Genomic DNA, 20,443 nt, shown 5'->3' with positions numbered 1-20,443 from the left:
GTTTGTAAGTAAGTTAAGTACGATGTTTCCGATTTTTAAGCTCTAGCGCCATACCTATTCTAAGCGCTCTGCCGGCGCTAAGAGCAAAAGACATTACTAAACCTTCAGCCCCTACAAAACAAAGGCGTCTTATGAAGAAATTTTTGATAAAGAAGAAAAAAGGATCGTAGATTAATTGAAAGTAAGTTACATTTCTTCCATCCTCTACCCACTTGTATGCTTGTAGTTCGCTATATGTGCGTATTTTCTCCCACATGTGTGAAAAAGATTTAGTGGAGATGTGAGCGACCGCACCTTTTAACTTAATGGGTTTGCTTCTGTCGAAGTTAATGACCTTGTCGTGCACAGTGCTATTATTAAATCCGGCTTTGTTTTTATTATATAAGCGGGGCGTTATGTTTCTTGGGCTGAAAAAGTTTGGTTTGATGCTTTTGCTCATTAAACTGACGTGTCTAATGTCTAAGGAATAAGAGGCATTTCTTTCACTATTAGGTATATCGAATACCTTGGCAATAGATTTTTTTATCTCATCTAAGAGTATTTCATCTGCATCTAGGTTAAGAATCCAATCATGTTTGCAAAGGCTTTCGGCATAAGTTTTTTGTGCTCCGAATCCTTCCCATTCCTTGAAGAAAATTTTATCAGTGTATTCCTTAATTATTTCTAAGGTTCCATCAGTACTGCCACTATCTACAATGATTATTTCGTCAGCGATGTCTTTAACTGATTCTAATACTAAAGTGATTCTATCTACTTCGTTATAGCAAATTATAAACACTGACAGTGGTAGTTTATTCATTTCAGCGGTTTCCTGCTTCTAATACTTTTAGATATAAATTATAAGTAGCTTTAACCATACTGTCTAATGTCATTAAGGTGTTGCAGTTATCCATAATGTCTTTAAGGTTGTATGGTTGAGACAGAGCTCGGTTCATGAGCTTGGCCAACTCTTCATGATTACCTATCGGATATATAAGTTCTTTTGGTAAGACTTCATTGGCAACAGGTACGTCGGATGCTATGACAGGAGTGTGTGTTAGCATGGCTTCCAAAAAAACATATGAAAAACCTTCTCGCAAAGACGATATAATAAGCTGATCTGCGCATTGAATAATTTCTTGTGCATCATTCCTATGGCCCGTTAGAGTTACTCTTGAGCCTAAGCTAAGTGTCTCAATTAACTCTTGAAGATGGCTGTATTCTGGGCCATCACCAACTATAACCAAGTGACCATTAACCTGTTGCATGGCTTTAATTATTTGATCAAATCCCTTAACTGGAACTAAGCGTCCTACGGCAACCCATAAGAATGATGAGGAAGGAATGTTTAAGCTTGATTTGATCTTTTCTTTATGAGAGCTGGTGATGATTTTTGGCTTTTCTATACCATTGTATATGGTTGTAGATATCCAGCTCTTAGGTAGTCTGTTTTTAATATAGTTGCTGACACCTATGATGTGATGAAAATTTTTCAAATACTCAACATTTTTTTTAATGCCATGTATTGTGGATATGCATTTAGATTTTAGTAGAGGCTTTAATAAAGATATTATCTGTGAGGCTTTGCCTCCATGGCAATGAATAATGTCTGGATTTATTTTGTTTATTAAGCGCAATATGGATATCAAGAGGAAAGGGTTGTAACGTGACCTTTTGAAGTCTATTTCGATAAGCTTAATGCTTTTATTTAAGTATGGAGCAAATGATTTATCTGCAATGACGACTACTTCAGTATTTAGCTGGTTAATTCCATTTGATAGCTCAACTACATGCTTTTCCATACCGCCTTGTTTTGGGCTCGCAACCAGTTGCACTACCTTCATGGTTTTACCTTCTTGTATAGAAAGTTTTTTCCTTGAGGATGACTCTTAAAGCGTCGATGCACCCACATATACTGCTCAGGATCTTTACGGATGGCGCGTTCTATTTCTGCATTGATTCGAGTCGCATCAGCTATTTCATCGCCTGTTGGAAAGGGGGTAATGATAGGGAACAGTTCCAGTTCATACGTGCCATTAGATAAACGATGCTGTGCCAGCATAAGAATGGGGGAGTCATTCAGTTTTGTGAGCCTTGTTGTGGCGGTTAGGGTTGCAGCAGGGACTCCAAAGAAAGGCACAAACACGGACTGCTTCATGCCGAAATCCTGATCCGGTGCGTACCAAATAATTTCATTTTTTTTCAGTTTGCGAATTACACTGCGGAAATCGGATCGGTCGATGTTATGGGTGAAGCGAGCACGTCCATTGTAAATGATTCGATCAAGCAGAGGGTTATTATTGGGGCGGTAAAGCGTGTTGACTGGGTAATAGAATGAGAACAGCAACCCACCCAGATCAAGGGTAGAAAAGTGCGCTCCAAGCATGATGACCCCCTTGCCTTTAGCCAGTGCTGCATCCAGGTGCTCTCGGCCTTTCAGGGTTACTCGCTGCTCGAACCATGATTTTGGTGCCCACCAGGCCATGGCGGTTTCCATCAGACCAATACCGTTATGACGAAACACTTTTTTGAACATTTGTTGATGCTCAGCATCACTCAGGTCAGGAAAGCACAGGCGTAAATTGGTGTGGGTGACATGGCGGCGCTCACGGGCCAGGTGACTCAGCAACCAGCCAAATCCGGCACCGATATGCTGCTGCCAGCGGTAGGGTAGTAAGACGAGCAAGCGCAGCAAGGCGACCCAGGCTAGTATTGGCCATTGCTTCGGTTGTTTAAGTAACTGTAAGGGTTTCTTATGGATTGCCACGTTTTTTCACTGATTCAGAACAACAGGTGTTACATTCTAACCTGATATCTGTGGCGTGTGCAGTTATACTACCGCTTTTGTATGAGCCATCGGTAAGAGAGAAGTATGCAGAAAAATACTAATAATCAGGTTGCATCTGGCTGGGATGTGTACAGACGGTTGCTCGGTTATGTGCGTGGCCATTGGCCGATGTTTATTCTCGCGTTTTGCGGTTTTGCGCTGTATGCCACCTCTCAGACAGCCGCCGCCAAATGGCTGGAGCATTTTATTGATGCGGTTGAAAATGGCAACCTGGATTACCGCTTATGGTTGGCGTTAGCGATCATTGGGATCTTTCTGGTGCGGGGGATCGGAACACTGCTGGGCAATTACGGTTTCTCCTATGTTGCCCGTGCGGTGGTCAGTCGGCTGCGTTGTCAGATGTTTGATCACCTGCTGGTGCTACCCTGTGCTTTTTACCAGCAGCATACCTCGGCAGAACTGTTATCGCGTTTGACCTACAATGTTGAGCAGGTGACAGGAGCGGCTACGGATGCATTGAAAACCGCTGTCCGGGAAGGACTCACGGTAGTTGGCTTGTTTGGCTATATGCTGTATCTCAACTGGAAGTTGACCATGCTGTTTGTAGTGGTGGCGCCATTGGTCGGTGCGGTGGTCGCGCTGGCCTCCAAACGCCTGCGCCGTCTCAGTCATGGCATTCAGGATTCTGTCGGGGATATTTCATCAGCGGCTTCAGAAGCGATCAAAGGTTATCAGGTGGTGCGCATTTTTGGTGGTGCTGAGGCCGAGCGTACCCGTTTCAACCGGGTATCTGAACGTAATCGGCGCCAGTTTATGAAAATGGTGGTGACCCAGTCGATCACCACGCCGGTGGTACAAATGTTGGTAGCGGGAGTCGTGGCGCTGTTGACCTATATTGCCATGTCTCCGGCTTTGGTGGCCTCTATGACGACAGGGCAGTTTATTGCCTTTATTTCAGCCGCTTCGTTGATGGCCAAGCCGATTCGTCAGTTGACGGAAATTAACAGCACGGTGCAAAAAGGGATCGCAGCGGCAGAAAGCTTTTTTGCGCTATTTGATGTGCTTCCGGAGCGCAATGCTGGCTTAGAAACACTTACCGTTGCTCAGGGACGAATTGAGTTTAATAGTGTTTCCTTTACCTATCCTCAGAGTGAAGAACCTGCGTTAAAGCAGGTTAGTTTTTGTATTGAGCCGGGGGAAACGGTTGCTCTGGTAGGGCGTTCAGGTAGCGGTAAAACAACTCTCGCGGGGCTGTTGCCGCGTTTTTATGATGTAGTTGATGGCGAGATTCTTCTGGATGACCGACCATTATCCCACTATACGCTGGACAGCTTGCGCAACCAGATAGCTTTGGTGAATCAGCATGTGGTGTTGTTTGAAGGCAGTATTGCAGAGAATATTGCCTATGGGGCGTTGGCGGGTGCTTCTGATGAGGCGATTCGTGCGGCGGCAGATGCCGCGATGGTGTCTGAATTTGCCGATCGTTTGCCTCAGGGGCTGAATACCCTGGTTGGTGAGAATGGGCTGTTGCTATCGGGTGGCCAGCGTCAGCGTATTGCCATAGCGCGTGCCCTTCTCAAGGATGCGCCTTTGCTGATTCTTGATGAGGCGACGTCCGCTCTGGATACCGAATCGGAGCGTTTTATACAAACAGCGCTTGAGCATGTTGTTAGGGGGCGGACTACGCTGGTGATTGCTCATCGATTATCGACCATTGAGCGTGCTGATCGTATTCTGGTTATGGAGAATGGTGTGATAATCGAGCAGGGCAACCATACCGAGTTGCTGGCGCAAGGGGGAAGTTATGCGCGCCTTTATAATATGCAATTTAACCAGTAGTGAGTGATGGGGTTGATGAAAGGTATTGCTGTGCTGGGTAATACGGCCAGCAAGGTTTGGCTGTTACTGTTGATCAATGCGTTACTCTGGACGCTGTTGCCATGGCTAAGTGCCTACAGTTTACCGCTGGATGTGGTAGAGGGGCTATTCTGGGGGCAGGAGTGGCAGTGGGGGTATTATAAACATCCGCCACTTCCCGCTTGGCTGGTACAGTTGTCGTGGCTGGCATTGGCGGATCTGGGCCCTTTTGCGCTCAGCCAACTGACAATATTAATGACCTTGCTATTTGTTTGGTTGTTGGGATTGCGGTTACTTGATCGTGAAAAAGCCGCATTAGGCACTTTGCTGCTGCTGGGCGTCTATTACTTCACCTGGCCGACGCCGGAATTCAATCATAATATCGCGCAAATGCCTTTTTGGGCTGCCGCCATCTATTTTTATCACTCTGCTATCACCGATGGGCGCTATCGCAACTGGCTGTTACTGGGTCTGTGTGCTGGCTTGGGTTTGTTGACAAAATATGCCATGGTCGTGTTGTTGGCGGCGATGTTCCTGCACTTGCTGACTCAGCGAGAGGCTAGAAAGCAGTTGTTAGGCTGGCCGCTCTGGAGTGGTGTGGGGTTAATGTGCGCAGTTTTTCTACCTCATCTATTATGGTTGATTCAGCACGATTTTTTACCACTGACTTATGCGGGACAACGTTCTGGAGGCGCCGCCGGACTTGAGGCCCACCTGTTGGGCCCGTTGAAATTTTTGCTGGTGCAGTTAGTCGATCACTTGCCTTTACTGTTTTTACTGGCTGCTTCTGGTTTTTTCGCCTGTTCACTTTGGTGTCGTGACCAGGCTGATTCGCAAGCTAAATGGTTCTTGTTCTGCCTGGGGGTGGGGCCTGCACTGTTGACTGCTCTGGGAGCTGGTTTGACCGGGACCGGATTGCGGGATATGTGGGGAACGCCCATGTGGAACTTGTCAGGCCTGTTGCTGGTAGCCTGGCTGATTACTCCCTTGTCAGGGTCTAGGCAGAAAAAACTGCTGCGCAATACTCTGGTGATGGTGCTGTTGCTGGTGATGTTGCGGTTGGTGGATATGAGTTTGCTACCCTATCTGAAGAATAAGCCACCTCGTATTGGCTGGCCGGATAAGGCCATGGCGGTTGAACTGGAGCAGATCTGGTCCAATCATACCGCCTGTCCACTGGATATTGTCGCATCTGAATACTGGCTGGGCGGGTTAATGGCGTTACGGGCATCCACACAGCCTTCAGTTCTGATTGATGGACGACTGGATTACAGTCCGTGGATTGATGAGGAGCGTTTAACGCAATCGGGAGCACTGCTTATTTGGCAGCAAGGAGATGACGTGCCATCACATTTGGCCAGGCTTGGTGCTGTTGATAGCCAGGGAGCGATAACCCTGGATTGGCCAATGGGATCGGCGGACCCTTTGCAGTTGCATTGGGCCATTGTGACGCCTATGCATGAGTGTTATTGATTAGTTGTTGTTTTCAGCAGCGGTTCCAGTTCGGCTTCAAGACGGCTGAGTGCGCCTGCATGGCTGGCAACATAGTCCTGGGCGGCTTGCCCTGCGCATGTGGCACTGTCGGGGTTGCTCAGCCAGAACTGCAATTGTGACATCACGTCCTTGGCATTTTTAACCTGACTCAGCGCGCCTGCCGAAGCCAACCCTTGGGTGATGGCAGCGAAGTTAAAGGTATGCAATCCGGTAATCACGGGTTTACCCAACAGAGCGGGTTCTAGTGGGTTATGGCCACCGCGCTCAATCAGTGAGCCGCCAACAAAGACAATATCAGCAGCACTACAGAAGGACATCAGCTCCCCCATGGTGTCCGCCAGGTAAATCTGCGTGTCCGGGCTGGCGAGAGTATTCTGGCTGCGCCGGGTACAGGTTAATCCGGAAGACTGGCAAAGTTGGGCAACCGTATCAAAACGTTCGGGGTGGCGGGGCACCAGCACAATCAACAGATCAGGATAGGCAGATAATAGTTCTGGCAGGTTTGCCAGGAGCTGGGATTCTTCATCATCATGAGTGCTGGCCGCCAGGAATACCGGGCGTGCTGCACCCCAGTGCTGCCGCAGTTGTCGCGCATCTTTGGCCCATTGCGGGTTGATTTCTACATCAAATTTGATACTGCCGATGACATTGAGACGGGAAGGATCCAGGCCAAGTGCTTTGAAGCGCTCACCATCTGTGTGATCCTGTACAGCGACCCGGCTGAGCCGATTGAGCATATCTCGGGTCAGGCTGGGAAAGCGGGCGTAACCGCGTGCAGAGCGCTCCGATAAACGTGCATTGGCTAATAAAGTTGGAATCTGTTTGCGCTGGCATTGTCTTAAAAAGTTGGGCCAGAGTTCGGTTTCCACTATAACGCAGCCGCGTGGTTGGGTGATGTCAAGGAAGCGACTCATGGCCCAGGGTAGATCGTAGGGGCAGTAGCGGTGCGCTACCTGCTCGCCGAACAGTTGCTTGACCCGATCAGCTCCGGTCGGGGTCATGGTGGTGATCAGTACCGGAATCTCTGGGTGGTGCTGTAAAAAACGGTGGATTAATGTGGCGACTGCTTGTACCTCGCCGACTGAGACAGCATGAACCCATAGTGGTGCAGTAGAGGAAGCAAGTGGTGGGGTGAATCCGAGGCGCTCTGTCCAGCGTTGCCGATAAGCTGGTGCTTGCCGTCCTCTGAGCCATAAACGGATCAGAATAGAGGGCAACAATAGATGCAACACAAGAGTGTAAATATAACGACTTATCATAGGATTTGCTGGCTATCCGGTGCGCAATTCAAAGATATAGTTTACCATTAACTCTCGAAGTCTGTAGGACTTGAAACTGGATAGAATAATGCCCGAAAAAATAACACAACATACATCGGAATCGGATCCATCACTAACACCTCGAAAGATGGAGTTGCCCCCATCCATCACCTGTATTCTGCCGGCATACAATGAAGCAGAAAACTTGCAAGAGATGATCCCGTTGCTTTGTGAATACTTGCCCCGGTTATCTGGCCGTTTTGAAGTGTTGGTAGTGGACGATGGCAGTCGAGATGCTACTTCAGCCGTAGCGATCCAATTGGCTGAGCAGTATCCTGTGTCGTTGATCCGACTATCGCGAAATTTTGGCAAAGAAGCAGCTATGAGTGCTGGTCTTGACCATGCTGATTCGGATCTGGTGATCCTGATGGACTCTGATATGCAACATCCGGTTGATGTGCTGGAAATCTTTTATCAGCACTGGCTGGAAGGTTATGACATGATTTATGGCATACGTGCAGATCGGTCGGATGAGCATCCAATTAAACGCCGGATGACTGGTTTTTTCTATCATATGCTCAGTCAGAGTGCGGATGTCGAAATTCAGGCTGATGCTGGTGATTTTCGTATGATGGACGCCAAAGTTGTGCGAGCTTTGCGGGCCCTGCCAGAGCGCAAACGAATGATGAAAGGGTTGTTTGCGTGGGTCGGGTTTCGTAGCATCGGCGTGCCGTTTCAGGTTGCTCCTCGTTTCAGCGGACAAACATCCTTCGGTATCCGGCGTCTTTCTTCATTGGCCCTGACAGGCATTACCGCTTTCAGCAGTACACCTTTGCGAATCTGGATGTTTATCGGTGCAGGGATTTCCTGTCTGGCCATCGCGTATGCGGTCATCGTAGTACTGAGAACAATGATCTGGGGAGTTGATGTTCCCGGCTGGCCGACCTTGGTTGCTGGTATCGGTTTTCTGGGTGGTGTGCAGTTACTGTCAGTTGGTGTGTTGGGTGAATATGTTGCGAGGATTTTCTCTGAAGTAAAGGCGCGGCCCGTGTATCTTATTTCGGATTATCATCCTGCGTCCGCGCGTAAAAAAACTGAGCACAAAACAGAGTCTGTTGACTGATGCTGGCTCAGGTTTCCCGCTTTATTGGGGTAGGTGTCACGGCACTCATTGTGCACTGGCTGGTAGTTCGACTGCTGGTGCCGCTAGGGTTGGTGCCATTGTTGGCTAATGTGTTTGGTTTTGTTGTTGCTTTCAATGTCAGCTACTTTGGCCATCGTAAATTGACCTTCAAGGCTGAAGAGTTGAGCCACTCTCGTACCTTGCCGCGTTTTGCCACAGTCGCGTTGAGCAGCTTTGCTGTTAATGAGATCCTGTATGCCTTGTTGCTGACCTTCACTCCTTTGCGTTATGACCTGGCGCTATTGATCGTGCTTGGCGTAGTCGCGGTAATGACTTATTTGTTCAGTCGGTTTTGGGCTTTTGCAACATGAAAGCAGTGGTTCTCTGTGCGGATGATTTTGGCTTATCTGCCGAAATCAATGAGGGGATTTTGCAACTATTAGAGTGTCAGCGTTTGTCAGCGGTCAGTTGTATGACTTGTCTGCCATATTGGGACTCATCAGCCACGACATTGCTGACTTTTCGTGGCAGAGCAGCTATCGGATTACATTTTAATCTGACTGAGTCATCGCGAGCTTTGCCTTTAGGGCGACTGATGCAGCAATCTTTGTCAGGCCGTCTTGATCGTCAGTGGGTCAGAGATGAACTGCTGCGGCAATTGGATGACTTTGAAACGATGTCGGGTTGTCAGCCTGACTTTGTCGATGGTCACCAGCATATTCATGTTTTTCCAGGAATTCGTCAGGTCTTGATCGAAGTGCTACAAGCACGTTATACCGATCAGTTACCCTGGGTACGCCGGGTCTCCCCGAGTCTGACAGGCCATGACGCCTTACTCAAAGCGCTGGTTTTACGACTTATGAGCACAGGTTTTGTGACACAGATGTGCCGACAGCAGTTACCCCTTACACAAGCCTTTGCGGGGCTCTATTCACTTAACCCAGAAGCTGATTTTGCCAGTCTGATACACGGCTGGGTTGATCAGTTGCCCACCGGGGGCTTGATCATGTGCCATCCGGGAGCTACCGGCGAGGGCGTATCCGGGTTGGCTCTGTCTCGCCAGCGTGAATTGACTTATCTGTCCAGCGACCGTTTTATGTCACGCTTGCAACAGCAAGCGGTCAGCTTGACTGACTCGCCAGCTTTATATTGATTTCTTGTTCAAAGAGCACCCAGGGTGTGCTCCATGCTCTTTGGCGCAAGCTATACTTTGAAACGCCCCACTCTGGCCTGTAGCTGATTAGCCAGTTGTGCCAGTTCATCACTTGCTGCGGCAATATTACTTGACCCACTGGATAGTTGCTCGACGCCACTGCTAATACGCACTAGCGTCTGACTGACATCATCTGCAACAGCAGACTGCTCTTCTGTAGCACTGGCAATTTGAGTATTCATATCGTTGATGGTGGCGATGACGCCAGTTATATCCTGAAGTTTGTCCGAAGCCTGTCCGGCACACTCAACAGCTACATGCGCTTTGGAATAGCTATTTTGCATGACATCGGCGGCATGTCTTGAGGCGTTTTGCAGCTTTTCAATAATATTACGAATCTCTTCCGTAGAGCTCTGTGTGCGTGTGGCCAGGGTTCTAACCTCATCGGCGACAACCGCAAAGCCACGCCCATACTCTCCAGCTCGGGCGGCCTCAATAGCGGCATTGAGTGCCAGAAGGTTTGTTTGTTCAGCGATGCCGCGGATTACTGCCAGCACGGTGCCAATGGATTCAGTATCTTCTTGCAAGCGTTGCATAACCTCTACGGCTTTTTGGACTTCTTGAGCCAACAGGTCTACTTCATTAGCGCTTTTCTGAACGATGGATTCTCCATCTTTGACAGACTGGTTACACGTATCGGCAGCCTGTGCCGCTTGAGCCGCATTGCCCGCAACCTGAGTGACTGATGCTGCCATCTGTGTCATTGACGTCGCGGCAAGCGTCGTTTCGTGACTTTGTTGTTGAACTTGTTGATTGGTGACCTGGCTGGATACTGCCAGCTCTTCAGCGGCCGCTCCGAGCTGTATAGATGCATCAGAAACCTGTTTGATCACCAGTTGCACACCGCTCACGAACTTGTTGAAGCTTCTGGCCAGGTCACCCAACTCATCCAGTCGTTCTTCACTTAAGCGTTGAGTGAGGTCTCCATCTCCAGCTGCAATCTGGTCTAGTGCAGAGCGTGTTGCGTTGATAGGTTTAACAATCACGCGCGAGACAAGCATAATAATGATAACTAAAACAATCAGTGTAATGGAAAACGCCAGTATTAAGGATGAACGTAAGTTTGTTGCCGCTGCCATCACGTGTTTATAAGGTAGCGCAACAGCGAGCGCCCAGCCTGGGGTGTTCTCTACTGGGTGATAGGCAATAATGGATCGCTGTTGGCCATCAAGCTGTAGTTCTGCTATACCGGTTTCACCTGCAACCATTCGTTTAGACAGCGCTGCGTACTCAGGGAACTGTGAATCCAGAGCGTTGTCTTTCATTCTTCGGTCTGTGTCCGGATGAGCGATGTAAACGCCGCGTGAGTCTATCAGCCAGGCACTGGCCTGATCGGTGGAAACCTCATCAATGAGTTGAGTTAGTGTATCCAGTGTCACAGTGGCAGCGAGCAATCCGATGACTTGGCCAGACGCATTATATACAGCTTGAGCCATCACAACGATGGCATCGCCAGTAGAGCCGGAAATCAGAGGATCGCTGACCAGCGTTGCCTGACTTTTTTGAATGACCAGCTTCTGAAAGTAGTCTCGGTTTGCACGGTCGGCAATGTTGCCATTGTGGTGGTAACCGTTACCTTCGAGATCAATAAATAGCATGACCTGGAAGCTATCATCCATTTTTTTGCCAAAGTCCTGTATAAACGCAAAGATGTCATCGGTATTCCCGCTGGTGAGTGTCGCCGTGCTGGCGAGGGTCTGAAGGACAGCCATGCGTGAGTTAATCCAGGCGCTGACACCATCGGCACTGCTGGATGCAACCATGTTGGCAGAGGCCTCCCCCTGTGATGCTACCGTACGACTGGTGTGCTGAATAACGATATAAGCGGCCAAAAAAAGGCATAAAGCGAGGGGTAAGCTGGTGAACAAAATCAGCCTGGGAGTCATTTTTAGTCGCTTTAGCATATTGTTCTCCATTGATGCCGGCATAGGCTGGATGCAATTCAGCATAGGTAGATCTGTAGAGCCATGATACATATCAGATAATAGTACCCGCGTTATTATTGCGCAATTTTAAAAAGCTTGCCCCTGCTTGTATTGCCTCGCCACTGCCAATAACACGCTACATCAGGTTATAATCACCGGTTTAATCAGATAATCAGCCCTGAGGGTGGTGCCGTATGAAAATTTTCTGGTCAGTGGTGTTTGCAAGCCTGCTGTTTTTGGGTGGTTGCGGACAGAAAGGACCACTGTATCTGCCGGAACAGCCGGATACCACAACCGAACAGGGTGAATGAGATAACCGATGGAAAGTTTTGAATACCGTAATGGTCGATTGTTCTGTGAAGAGATGGCTCTGGATACTCTGGCTGCCACCCACGGGACGCCTGCTTATGTATACTCCCGTGACGCCATAGAACGTGCTTACCTGGCGTATGCCAATGCATTGCAGGGGCGAGGTGCGCTGATTTGTTATGCGGTTAAGGCCAACTCCAATATTGCTTTACTGAATCTGCTGGCTCGCCTGGGTGCGGGTTTTGATATTGTCTCTATCGGTGAACTAGAGCGGGTGTTGCGAGCGGGTGGTGATCCGGCCAAGGTGGTTTTTTCCGGCGTTGGCAAGCAGGCTGATGAAATACGTCGGGCACTGGATGTGGGTATTTTCTGTTTCAACATTGAATCTGATGCTGAGCTGGATCGTGTCAATGCCGTGGCTCTGGAGGCGGGCAAGGTGGCGCGGGTTTCATTCCGTGTCAATCCAGATGTTGATGCGGGAACCCATCCTTATATATCCACAGGACTTAAAGAAAATAAATTTGGTATCGATATTGATCAGGCTATCGTCGTGTATCGACGCGCCGCTGCTTTACCGGGAGTTGACGTAGTAGGCATGGATTGCCATATTGGCAGTCAGTTGACCGAAATCAGCCCATTTCTGGATGCACTGGAACGTTTGTTACAATTGGTCGATCGGTTGCAGACTGAGGGTATTCACATTTCTCATCTGGATCTCGGTGGAGGCCTGGGTGTTTGCTATACCGATGAGACGCCACCGGCTCCGGATGCCTTTATTGCGGCTATGTTGGAACGCTTAGGCGATCGGCCGTTACAGCTGATTTTTGAACCAGGCCGCTCGATTGTTGCGAATGCCGGTGTATTGCTGACCCGGGTTGAGTTTCTCAAGCAGACAGGTGAGAAGAACTTTGCCATTATTGATGCGGCGATGAATGACCTGATCCGTCCCGCCCTCTACAGCGCCTATCAGGAAATTATTCCGCTTAGCCTGCGTGATGAGGGAGAATCCAGACATTGGGATTTAGTTGGCCCTATCTGTGAAACCGGCGACTTTTTGGGTAAAGACCGGGAATTGAATTTGCAAGCTGGTGATCTGCTGGCGGTCTGTTCAGCCGGGGCTTATGGTTTTGTTATGGCGTCCAATTACAACAGTCGTCCGCGTCCGGTTGAATTGATGGTTGATGATAATCAGGTCTTTGTCATTCGTGAACGGGAAAAAATCAGTGATCTGATGCAGGGCGAACAGCTACTGCCCGGCGATTGCTGAGCGGAGAAATACATGCTGGTAAGATTCAGTAAAATGCATGGTCTGGGGAATGACTTTATGGTGATTGATGCCGTGGCACAGCGTGTCCGTCTCAATACCGATACCGTCAAGCGCCTGGCAGACCGGCATACAGGTGTGGGCTTTGACCAGTTGCTATTGGTTGAACCGCCGACACGTCCGGATATGGATTTTCGTTACCGTATCTACAATGCCGACGGTTCAGAGGTGGAACACTGTGGTAATGGTGCTCGCTGTTTTGCCCGTTTTGTGCGTGAACGCCGCTTGAGCGTCAAAAATGAGATACGTGTTGAAACCGCTAAAGGCAGTGCGTTGTTAACGCTGTTGCCAGACCGTCAGGTTGAAGTGAATATGGGTGAGCCAGTTTTGCAGCCGGTCGAGATCCCTTTTGCGGCGGAGCAGGAAGCCGCTATCTATCGATTGGAAATTGAAGGGCAGTGTTATGAGGTTTCGGCGGTCTCTATGGGGAATCCGCACTGTGTGTTGCTGGTTAATGATGTAGCGCAGGCACCGGTGAAGCAACTGGGGCGTTTGATTGAGCGCCATGCGCGTTTCCCGCAACGGGTCAATGTCGGTTTTATGCAGGTAATGTCGCGCTCTCAGATCCAGCTGCGTGTATTTGAACGGGGTGCGGGTGAAACCCAGGCCTGTGGAACCGGTGCCTGCGCGGCTGTCGTAGCTGGACGGCTTCGTGGTTTGCTGGATGAGCAGGTCGATGTGCATCTGACTGGTGGCAAGCTGCAGATCAGTTGGGAAGGAAAGGGCTCCCCGGTTTTGATGACCGGGCCGGCCACAACGGTATATGAAGGGCAGGTTTACTTATGACGCAGCAAGCAACTGATAAACAGATTGTGACGGACGCACCGGCTGATTCGATTAGCACTGCGCAGGTTGCCGACTATCTGGCCAGCCATCCTGATTTTTTTGACCAGCATGCCTGGTTGCTGGAGAAGCTGTATGTACCGCATCAACGTGGTACAACGGTTTCATTGGTCGAGCGGCAGACCTCTTTGCTGCGCGAACGCAATCAACTGTTGCACGGGCATCTGTCGGAATTAATTGAGATCGCCCGTCATAACGATGTACAGTTCGACAAAACCAAGCGCATGGTATTGTCGCTGCTGGAAGCTCAGACGCTTGATGATGTCGCCATCGCCATCGAGGAAAGCCTCTGTCAGGATTTTTATGGTGATGATGCGCGTCTGATTTTATTCAGCGATGTCACTTTTGATGTCAACAGTCTTCGTATTTTGACTAAGTCTGATTGCAGTATTGTGCAGCCGCTGATTGAAACCAGTTTGCCTAGTTGTGGTCAGTTGAGTGAAGCGATGAATCGTTTCCTGTTCCAGGAAAATGCCGCACGTATTCAGTCAGCCGCTGTAGTGCCCTTGGTCAAGGGTGAAACCCTCGGACTGTTGGCTATTGGCAGCTTTGATCCGGACTACTTCCAGAGCAGCCAGGGCACCTTGTTTCTCAGCTATGTCGGCGAAGTGCTGAGCCGAATTGTCACCCATATTCTGCATCAACCGCGTACCTGATATGGCGCCTCAACCTGGCGAACAGCAATGGATTGAGGCGTTTATGCGTTACTTGCAGGGTGAAAGACAATTGTCTTCACACACCTTGCAGCATTACCGGCGTGATCTGCAGCGTTTGTCAGAACAGCTTGAACTATTGCAGTTGGGTAGTTGGTCTGTTTTGACAGAAAAAAAGCTGCGCCAGGCGATTGCCATGTTACATGGTAATGGTCTGTCAGGCCGAAGTCTGCACCGCCTGTTATCAGCAACGCGCACCTTCTACCGTTTCCTGAATCGGGAAGGTTGGATGAGCAGTAATCCGGCACTTGCGGTACAGGCCCCCAAAGCGGGACGCCGGCTGCCCAGCACGCTCGATCCCGAGCAAATGAATCAGCTACTCAGCCCTCCCGATGACCAGCCAATTACCCTGCGTGATTTTGCCATGATGGAGCTGATTTATTCGTCGGGACTGCGTGTTTCGGAACTGGTCGGATTAGAGCTCCAGGCGCTGGATTTATCCGATGCAACACTGCGTGTGACGGGTAAGGGGCGCAAAACACGTGTACTGCCGATTGGCCGACAAGCGATCCTTGCCTTGCAACACTGGTTACCAATACGACAACTGTGGAACCGTCGTGGCACGGCTGCCTTGTTTATCAGTCAGCGCGGTACCGCCCTGACAACCCGAGCAGTAGAATTAAGGTTGGCCCTCTGGGGTGAGTATATGGGAGCTCAGGGGCGGGTGTATCCGCACCGTCTGCGTCACAGCTTTGCCAGTCATATGCTGGAGTCCAGTCAGGACCTTCGCGCCGTCCAGGAATTGCTCGGACACAGTGATATCAGCACTACACAAATATACACGCATCTCGATTTTCAGCATTTGATGCAAGTGTATGAACAAGCCCATCCACGTGCCAGGAGAAAACCCCGTGATTAAAGCGATCACTTTTGATCTGGATGATACCCTCTGGGCGGTAGGTCCGGTGATTCAGCATGCTAACCGAACCTTGTGGGATTGGTTACACACCCATACCCCGCTACTGACGCAGCATTTTGCATTGTCAGACCTGAATGAAGGGTCAGCGTTACGGGCTGGGCTATTGCAGCGTTGTCCTGAGATTGCCCACAGCGTGACTCAAATTCGGCTTAAACTACTCGAAGAGTGTCTGGCGCACTGTGGCTACACAGCGGTGGAAGCAGCTGAGTTGGCACTGAGCGCCTTTGAAGCCTTTATTGAAGCGCGTCATGAGGTGGAGTTTTTCGCTCATGCCCGGAGCATGCTGGAAAACCTGCATCAACAGGGTTACCGATTGGGTGCTTTAAGTAATGGTAATGCGGAGGTCAGTCGTACAGGGCTGGCGGATCTATTTGATTTTCAATTCAATGCTGACCAGGTCGGTCAGGCCAAACCGCATCCATTGATGTTCGAGACTGCACTGGCACACAGTGGGCTGGATGCTCGCCAGGTTATTCATGTCGGCGATCACCCCATTAATGATGTGAAGGCGGCGCAGCAACTGGGTATCTGGACAATCTGGGTGAATCTGGAAGCTGGTGCCTGGCCGGGGGGGCAGCCTGCGGATGCCGAAGTGACCAGCCTTGAACATATTCCCGCCGCTGTTGCCGCCATCCGTACCAAGGCGGTCAGGCAGCCGTGTTTATAAAGTGCTGATCAGAGAAATAAACCCAGCAGGTCGTTCAGGAACAAGCGCCCTTGTCGGGTGGGGCGCAAAACGCGGGTATCGTTCTCCAGCAGACCCCATTCACGTGCTTTGGTAAGCTGAGCTGTGATTGAGGTTAGTGGTAAGCCTGTTCGTGCACTGAAAAGCTCACTGGCTACCCCGTCAGACAGGCGTAGCGCATTGAGCATAAACTCAAAGCTCAGCTCGTCGGTTGGAATGTGTTCGCGTCCTGCGGTTTTGTGCAATGAGGCTAGATAGGCTTTAGGTTGGCGCAGTTTATGATGGCGCTCAAACAGCAAGGCATTGTTGTCAGATGACTGTCGGCTGGTTTTTCCGTGAGCCCCAGCACCTATGCCTAGATAATCACCGAACTGCCAGTAGTTCAGGTTATGTTGGCTGACGCGATTGTCTTTGGCATAGGCCGATATTTCATACTGCCGAAATCCCGCCTGATCCAGTAATTCCTGCCCCTGTTCCTGTATATCCCATAAAGCTTCATCTACCGGCAGGGTAGGTGGTCGGGCATGAAACTCCGTATTTGGCTCCAGGGTTAACTGGTACCAGGACAGATGATCCGGTGACAGGTCTATCGCCTGTTGCAGGTCTGCCAGTGCCTCAACGGTGAGTTGTCCCGGCAAACCATGCATTAGATCCAGATTCAGCTTGTCAAAAATACGGCGAGCACTGCGGGCGGCAGTGAGGGCATTGTCAGCGTTGTGAATACGCCCCAGCGCCTGCAGGTGGGTGTCATTGAAGCTCTGGATGCCAAGTGACAGGCGGTTGATGCCCGCCTGACGAAAGCCCTCGAAGCGCTGCTGCTCAAAGGTGCCGGGATTGGCTTCCAGGGTCACTTCAGTGTCTGTGCCAATCCCCCATTGCCGGTCGACATCAGTCAGTATCTGGCCTATGGCCTCGGCGCTGAATAAGCTGGGGGTGCCTCCGCCGATAAAAATGGAGTGCAGTGGGCGCAGTGATTGCAGGCGCTCGCGTTCAGCACTCAAGTCCTGAGACAGGGCCTGGATATAGTCTTGTTCCGGTAATGCATCCTGCCTGGCATGCGAGTTGAAGTCGCAATAAGGGCACTTACGCACACACCAGGGAATATGGATATACAGCGACAGGGGAGGCAGTACCGCTGGGGTCATACTGGTAACAAGCTGTTCAGACGCTGAAAGAACTCACGCATGGCTTTGCCGCGATGTGAATGCTGTTGCTTTTCGGCCGGATTCAACTGAGCCACTGAGCAGTGCAGCTCGGGAATATAGAAAATCGGGTCGTAGCCAAAGCCGCCCTCACCACGCCGCTCGGTCAATATATGACCTTCCCAGCTGGCCTGACAGATCAGCGGGGTGGGGTCCAGGGCATGGCGCATATACACCAGTACACATTGGTAGCGTGCGCTACGTTCAGCCTCAGGTTTGTCAGCTAAGGCCTGCAGCAGCTTATCGATATTGGCTTCGTCGCCAGCGCCAACACCGGCATAGCGCGCCGAATAAATTCCCGGTGCACCCTTGAGAGCGTCGACTTCCAGTCCTGAATCATCCGAAAGGGCCGCCAGTCCGGTGGCTTCACAGGCATGTCGGGCTTTGAGAATGGCATTTTCCACAAAGGTCAGTCCAGTTTCATCCGCCTCGGTGACATTGAGCGCTGACTGAGGCAATACCTCTATGTGTTTTTCAGCCAGCATCTGGCTGAATTCACGCAGTTTGCCAGCATTACCGCTGGCCAATACAAATTGCTGTTTACTCAAGGATCAGTCCACGTAAAAGGTTTGCTGGAGTTCAATCTGATAAGCCGGGCGTTCAGCATCCGGTTGCACTTCCAACTGAATAGTCAGCAGGTCTTCATTGGTAAACTGAAAACTGCCGATTGAATAAATGGCATCAGTTTCTGTAATTTCACGGAATTCAACGGATTGAGTCTGTTGTATCAGGTTGCGGACTTCCCCGCTGACCTGGGCGCTGACTGGACGGGTGCTACCATCCGGCTGTTTCTCACGCACCGCAATATTTATCAAGCCACGGCTACCACTGCGTGTGAGGTTATAGCTGGCGGCTACTTCGGCAGGAATCAGTGTGGAGTTAAATGCATTGTAATGGATTTCATAATGTTCATCACTGAACATCTGTTCTGCCTGCAGGCTGGCGCTTAAGGTTAGCGACAACAAGGCTGCAAAGAGCAGGGGGCTGTATCGAGTCAACATGGTCGTGTCTTCCTTTTATATAAGGTTCAGCGGGTGATACGGTAAATGGCGATCTCGCCGAGCATGTTGGGCCATAAACGTATCCACCAGCGGTGTTTGTGCTCATGATCTACCACCGTTCGGTCCACTATGTAGATATTACGTTCGACACAGAGTTCCTCAAAATCCTTGAAGGTGAAAAAGTGGATGTTGGGGGTATTGTACCAAGTGTAGGATAGAAACTTGGATACCGGCATTCTTCCTTTCAGCGCCAGATAGCCACGCGCTCGCCAGTGAGCAAAGTTAGGGAAGGTGACTATGCATTCTTTACCGATCCGCAGCATCTCTTCAACTATCTGGTCCGGGCGGTGCATGGTTTGCAGTGCATGACTCATCACCACGGTATCAAAGCTGTTGCTGCGAATACCACTGAGGCCATCATCTATATCTTTTTCAATTACGCTGACACCCTTATCAATGCAGGCAGTGATGTTATCGGGATGAATTTCAATACCATAACCACTGATTTGTTTTTCCTTGATCAGATGCGCCAGTAATTCACCCTCGCCACAACCCAGGTCGATGACACGTGAGCCGGGCCTGATCCATTCACGAATGATCTCCAGATCAGCGCGCATATTGATTCTCCTGTTCAGCAGCAATCCGGTTCATATAGGCGCCGAAGACTTCCATGTAGCGGGGAATAGGAATCAGGAAGGCATCATGGCCATGAGCGGCCTGAATTTCTGTATAGGTGACATGCTTCTTGGCTTCAATCAAGGCATCGACAATCTCACGCGAGCGTTCGGGTGAAAAGCGCCAGTCGGTGGTGAATGAGGCGATAAAGAAATCACAACGCACGTCACTCAGTGCGGCTGCCAGATTGTTGTCATACTCGGCTGCCGGATCAAAATAATCGAGGGCCTTGGTCATCAGCAGGTAAGTGTTGGCATCAAACGCTGATGAGAAGCGCTCACCCTGATATTGCAGATAAGATTCAATTTCAAACTGTGGGTTAAAATCAAAGCTGAGTTTGCCGGAGCGCAATTCACGACCGAACTTGTCGCGCATGCCGTCTTCGGAAAGGTAAGTGATGTGCCCTACCATGCGTGCCAGCATCAGCCCGGTTTTAGGCACCACGCCCTGTTCATAATAGTGGCCATTATAAAATTGCGGGTCCTTGGTAATCGCCTGGCGGGCCACTTCATTGAACGCGATATTTTGAGTGCTGAGCTTGGGTGCCGCCGCAATAACCACGCAGTGACGTAACCGTTCCGGATAGCTGATAGCCCATTGCATCGCTTGCATACCCCCGAGGCTGCCGCCTACAACCGCTGCCCACTGGGTAATACCGAGCCGGTCAGCCAAGTGTGCCTGACTATGTACCCAGTCAAGCACAGTGACAATAGGGAAATCAGGCCCGTAGGGTTTGCCGGTTTCAGGGTTCGGTGTATTAGGGCCTGTGCTGCCGTGACAGCCACCGAGGTTGTTCAGAGCCACCACAAAGAAACGTTCAGTATCGATAACTTTACCCGGGCCTATGGCAGAATCCCACCAGCCGGGTTTGCGTTCATCAACTGAGTGATAGCCTGCGGCATGGTGATGACCAGACAAGGCGTGGCAAATCAATACCGCGTTACTGGCATCGGCATTCAACTGCCCATAGGTTTCAATCACCAGGTCATAGTGAGGCAAAATGCGACCACTGGCTAGTGTCAGTGGGGTGTCGAAATGGAGTGTCTGTGGTGTGACCAGACCGATGCTATCTTCCGGGAACTCGCTCACCTTGTAACCTCTTCGTTGATGTAAGAAATTTAAGCGTCCGTTGGC

At 50.1% G+C, this 20,443-nt stretch carries 21 protein-coding genes; 11 read left to right on the top strand and 10 right to left on the bottom strand.

All coding sequences use genetic code 11. The features are described from left to right. Positions 1–13: 13 nt before the first annotated feature. Genes F5I99_RS17245 through lpxL form a run of 3 tightly spaced genes read right to left on the bottom strand, consistent with a single transcriptional unit; the run spans position 14 to position 2,746 of the window. A complete protein-coding gene (locus F5I99_RS17245; protein WP_151058179.1) occupies positions 14–799 on the bottom strand; it encodes a glycosyltransferase family 2 protein in 786 nt (261 codons plus the stop codon). A gap of 1 nt (position 800) precedes the next feature. After that, complete coding sequence (locus F5I99_RS17240) at positions 801–1,823, bottom strand: glycosyltransferase family 4 protein (RefSeq protein WP_151058177.1); 1,023 nt, start codon at positions 1,821–1,823, stop codon at positions 801–803. Further along, complete coding sequence (gene lpxL, locus F5I99_RS17235) at positions 1,820–2,746, bottom strand: LpxL/LpxP family Kdo(2)-lipid IV(A) lauroyl/palmitoleoyl acyltransferase (RefSeq protein WP_225307460.1); 927 nt, start codon at positions 2,744–2,746, stop codon at positions 1,820–1,822. The genes F5I99_RS17240 and lpxL overlap by 4 nt, the downstream gene beginning before the upstream one ends. 105 nt (positions 2,747–2,851) lie before the next feature. On the opposite strand from lpxL, the gene msbA reads away from it, so the two are divergent. Together msbA and F5I99_RS17225 are read left to right on the top strand one after the other, a co-directional pair. Further along, positions 2,852–4,606: a lipid A export permease/ATP-binding protein MsbA gene (msbA, locus tag F5I99_RS17230; RefSeq protein WP_151058175.1), complete on the top strand. Its 1,755-nt coding sequence runs from the start codon at positions 2,852–2,854 to the stop codon at positions 4,604–4,606. A gap of 15 nt (positions 4,607–4,621) precedes the next feature. After that, positions 4,622–6,097 (top strand): glycosyltransferase family 39 protein, encoded by a 1,476-nt coding sequence (locus F5I99_RS17225; protein WP_191905885.1) that lies wholly within the window; start codon positions 4,622–4,624, stop codon positions 6,095–6,097. Here F5I99_RS17225 and waaA read toward each other — a convergent pair. Next, a complete protein-coding gene (gene waaA / locus F5I99_RS17220) occupies positions 6,091–7,377 on the bottom strand; it encodes a lipid IV(A) 3-deoxy-D-manno-octulosonic acid transferase (protein ID WP_225307459.1) in 1,287 nt (428 codons plus the stop codon). The genes F5I99_RS17225 and waaA overlap by 7 nt on opposite strands. A gap of 88 nt (positions 7,378–7,465) precedes the next feature. Between waaA and F5I99_RS17215 the strand changes: the two genes are divergently transcribed. Genes F5I99_RS17215 through F5I99_RS17205 form a run of 3 tightly spaced genes read left to right on the top strand, consistent with a single transcriptional unit; the run spans position 7,466 to position 9,653 of the window. After that, positions 7,466–8,500, top strand: a complete 1,035-nt coding sequence (locus F5I99_RS17215) for a glycosyltransferase family 2 protein (RefSeq protein ID WP_225307458.1) — start codon at positions 7,466–7,468, stop codon at positions 8,498–8,500. Continuing rightward, the gene (locus tag F5I99_RS17210) at positions 8,500–8,871 is read left to right on the top strand and encodes a GtrA family protein (protein ID WP_151058171.1); all 372 of its coding nucleotides are present in this window, start codon (positions 8,500–8,502) and stop codon (positions 8,869–8,871) included. Before F5I99_RS17215 ends, F5I99_RS17210 begins: the two co-directional genes overlap by 1 nt. Next, on the top strand, positions 8,868–9,653 hold the full coding sequence (locus F5I99_RS17205; RefSeq protein WP_151058169.1) for a ChbG/HpnK family deacetylase: 786 nt from the start codon (positions 8,868–8,870) through the stop codon (positions 9,651–9,653). The genes F5I99_RS17210 and F5I99_RS17205 overlap by 4 nt, the downstream gene beginning before the upstream one ends. Positions 9,654–9,703: 50 nt before the next feature. Here the strand turns inward: F5I99_RS17205 and F5I99_RS17200 are convergent, their stop codons facing one another. Further along, positions 9,704–11,617, bottom strand: a complete 1,914-nt coding sequence (locus F5I99_RS17200; RefSeq protein ID WP_191905884.1) for a methyl-accepting chemotaxis protein — start codon at positions 11,615–11,617, stop codon at positions 9,704–9,706. Between the two features lie 215 nt (positions 11,618–11,832). On the opposite strand from F5I99_RS17200, the gene lptM reads away from it, so the two are divergent. Genes lptM through F5I99_RS17170 form a run of 6 tightly spaced genes read left to right on the top strand, consistent with a single transcriptional unit; the run spans position 11,833 to position 16,413 of the window. Then, complete coding sequence (gene lptM, locus F5I99_RS17195) at positions 11,833–11,949, top strand: LPS translocon maturation chaperone LptM (protein WP_151058165.1); 117 nt, start codon at positions 11,833–11,835, stop codon at positions 11,947–11,949. Positions 11,950–11,957: 8 nt separating this feature from the next. After that, positions 11,958–13,214: a diaminopimelate decarboxylase gene (lysA, locus tag F5I99_RS17190; protein WP_151058162.1), complete on the top strand. Its 1,257-nt coding sequence runs from the start codon at positions 11,958–11,960 to the stop codon at positions 13,212–13,214. Between the two features lie 12 nt (positions 13,215–13,226). Continuing rightward, positions 13,227–14,057, top strand: coding sequence for a diaminopimelate epimerase (gene dapF / locus F5I99_RS17185; RefSeq protein ID WP_151058160.1), 831 nt, complete (start codon positions 13,227–13,229; stop codon positions 14,055–14,057). Beyond that, positions 14,054–14,770 carry a DUF484 family protein gene (locus tag F5I99_RS17180; RefSeq protein WP_151058158.1) on the top strand — a complete coding sequence of 239 codons (717 nt, stop codon included), beginning with the start codon at positions 14,054–14,056 and terminating at the stop codon, positions 14,768–14,770. Before dapF ends, F5I99_RS17180 begins: the two co-directional genes overlap by 4 nt. Beyond that, positions 14,736–15,686, top strand: a complete 951-nt coding sequence (gene xerC, locus F5I99_RS17175; RefSeq protein WP_225307457.1) for a tyrosine recombinase XerC — start codon at positions 14,736–14,738, stop codon at positions 15,684–15,686. The genes F5I99_RS17180 and xerC overlap by 35 nt, the downstream gene beginning before the upstream one ends. Continuing rightward, complete coding sequence (locus F5I99_RS17170; RefSeq protein ID WP_151058156.1) at positions 15,679–16,413, top strand: HAD family hydrolase; 735 nt, start codon at positions 15,679–15,681, stop codon at positions 16,411–16,413. The genes xerC and F5I99_RS17170 overlap by 8 nt, the downstream gene beginning before the upstream one ends. An 8-nt stretch (positions 16,414–16,421) precedes the next feature. Here F5I99_RS17170 and hemW read toward each other — a convergent pair whose 3' ends face one another. The 5 genes from hemW to metX are packed head-to-tail and all read right to left on the bottom strand — an operon-like array spanning position 16,422 to position 20,398. Then, the gene (gene hemW / locus F5I99_RS17165) at positions 16,422–17,576 is read right to left on the bottom strand and encodes a radical SAM family heme chaperone HemW (protein WP_151058154.1); all 1,155 of its coding nucleotides are present in this window, start codon (positions 17,574–17,576) and stop codon (positions 16,422–16,424) included. Then, positions 17,573–18,181 carry an RdgB/HAM1 family non-canonical purine NTP pyrophosphatase gene (gene rdgB / locus F5I99_RS17160; RefSeq protein WP_151058152.1) on the bottom strand — a complete coding sequence of 203 codons (609 nt, stop codon included), beginning with the start codon at positions 18,179–18,181 and terminating at the stop codon, positions 17,573–17,575. Before rdgB ends, hemW begins: the two co-directional genes overlap by 4 nt. Positions 18,182–18,184: 3 nt before the next feature. Then, positions 18,185–18,634 carry a DUF4426 domain-containing protein gene (locus F5I99_RS17155; protein ID WP_151058150.1) on the bottom strand — a complete coding sequence of 150 codons (450 nt, stop codon included), beginning with the start codon at positions 18,632–18,634 and terminating at the stop codon, positions 18,185–18,187. A gap of 26 nt (positions 18,635–18,660) precedes the next feature. Continuing rightward, positions 18,661–19,251 (bottom strand): methionine biosynthesis protein MetW, encoded by a 591-nt coding sequence (gene metW / locus F5I99_RS17150; protein WP_151058148.1) that lies wholly within the window; start codon positions 19,249–19,251, stop codon positions 18,661–18,663. After that, positions 19,241–20,398, bottom strand: coding sequence for a homoserine O-succinyltransferase MetX (metX, locus tag F5I99_RS17145; protein WP_151058146.1), 1,158 nt, complete (start codon positions 20,396–20,398; stop codon positions 19,241–19,243). The genes metW and metX overlap by 11 nt, the downstream gene beginning before the upstream one ends. Positions 20,399–20,443: the final 45 nt, after the last annotated feature.

Source organism: Nitrincola iocasae, from assembly GCF_008727795.1.
GTDB lineage: Bacteria > Pseudomonadota > Gammaproteobacteria > Pseudomonadales > Balneatricaceae > Nitrincola > Nitrincola iocasae.
Note: the sequence above shows the minus strand (reverse complement) of the source record. Positions and strands in the feature narration are given on the sequence as shown.

Excerpts from the sequence above, each read along its gene's own strand:
- F5I99_RS17245 (WP_151058179.1), bottom strand. The coding sequence starts at position 799 with ATGAATAAACTACCACTGTCAGTGTTTATAATTTGCTATAACGAAGTA.
- F5I99_RS17240 (WP_151058177.1), bottom strand. The coding sequence starts at position 1,823 with ATGAAGGTAGTGCAACTGGTTGCGAGCCCAAAACAAGGCGGTATGGAA.
- msbA (WP_151058175.1), top strand. The coding sequence starts at position 2,852 with ATGCAGAAAAATACTAATAATCAGGTTGCATCTGGCTGGGATGTGTAC.
- F5I99_RS17225 (WP_191905885.1), top strand. The coding sequence starts at position 4,622 with ATGAAAGGTATTGCTGTGCTGGGTAATACGGCCAGCAAGGTTTGGCTG.
- waaA (WP_225307459.1), bottom strand. The coding sequence starts at position 7,377 with ATGATAAGTCGTTATATTTACACTCTTGTGTTGCATCTATTGTTGCCC.
- F5I99_RS17215 (WP_225307458.1), top strand. The coding sequence starts at position 7,466 with ATGCCCGAAAAAATAACACAACATACATCGGAATCGGATCCATCACTA.
- F5I99_RS17210 (WP_151058171.1), top strand. The coding sequence starts at position 8,500 with ATGCTGGCTCAGGTTTCCCGCTTTATTGGGGTAGGTGTCACGGCACTC.
- F5I99_RS17205 (WP_151058169.1), top strand. The coding sequence starts at position 8,868 with ATGAAAGCAGTGGTTCTCTGTGCGGATGATTTTGGCTTATCTGCCGAA.
- F5I99_RS17200 (WP_191905884.1), bottom strand. The coding sequence starts at position 11,617 with ATGCTAAAGCGACTAAAAATGACTCCCAGGCTGATTTTGTTCACCAGC.
- lptM (WP_151058165.1), top strand. The coding sequence starts at position 11,833 with ATGAAAATTTTCTGGTCAGTGGTGTTTGCAAGCCTGCTGTTTTTGGGT.
- lysA (WP_151058162.1), top strand. The coding sequence starts at position 11,958 with ATGGAAAGTTTTGAATACCGTAATGGTCGATTGTTCTGTGAAGAGATG.
- dapF (WP_151058160.1), top strand. The coding sequence starts at position 13,227 with ATGCTGGTAAGATTCAGTAAAATGCATGGTCTGGGGAATGACTTTATG.
- F5I99_RS17180 (WP_151058158.1), top strand. The coding sequence starts at position 14,054 with ATGACGCAGCAAGCAACTGATAAACAGATTGTGACGGACGCACCGGCT.
- hemW (WP_151058154.1), bottom strand. The coding sequence starts at position 17,576 with ATGACCCCAGCGGTACTGCCTCCCCTGTCGCTGTATATCCATATTCCC.
- F5I99_RS17155 (WP_151058150.1), bottom strand. The coding sequence starts at position 18,634 with ATGTTGACTCGATACAGCCCCCTGCTCTTTGCAGCCTTGTTGTCGCTA.
- metW (WP_151058148.1), bottom strand. The coding sequence starts at position 19,251 with ATGCGCGCTGATCTGGAGATCATTCGTGAATGGATCAGGCCCGGCTCA.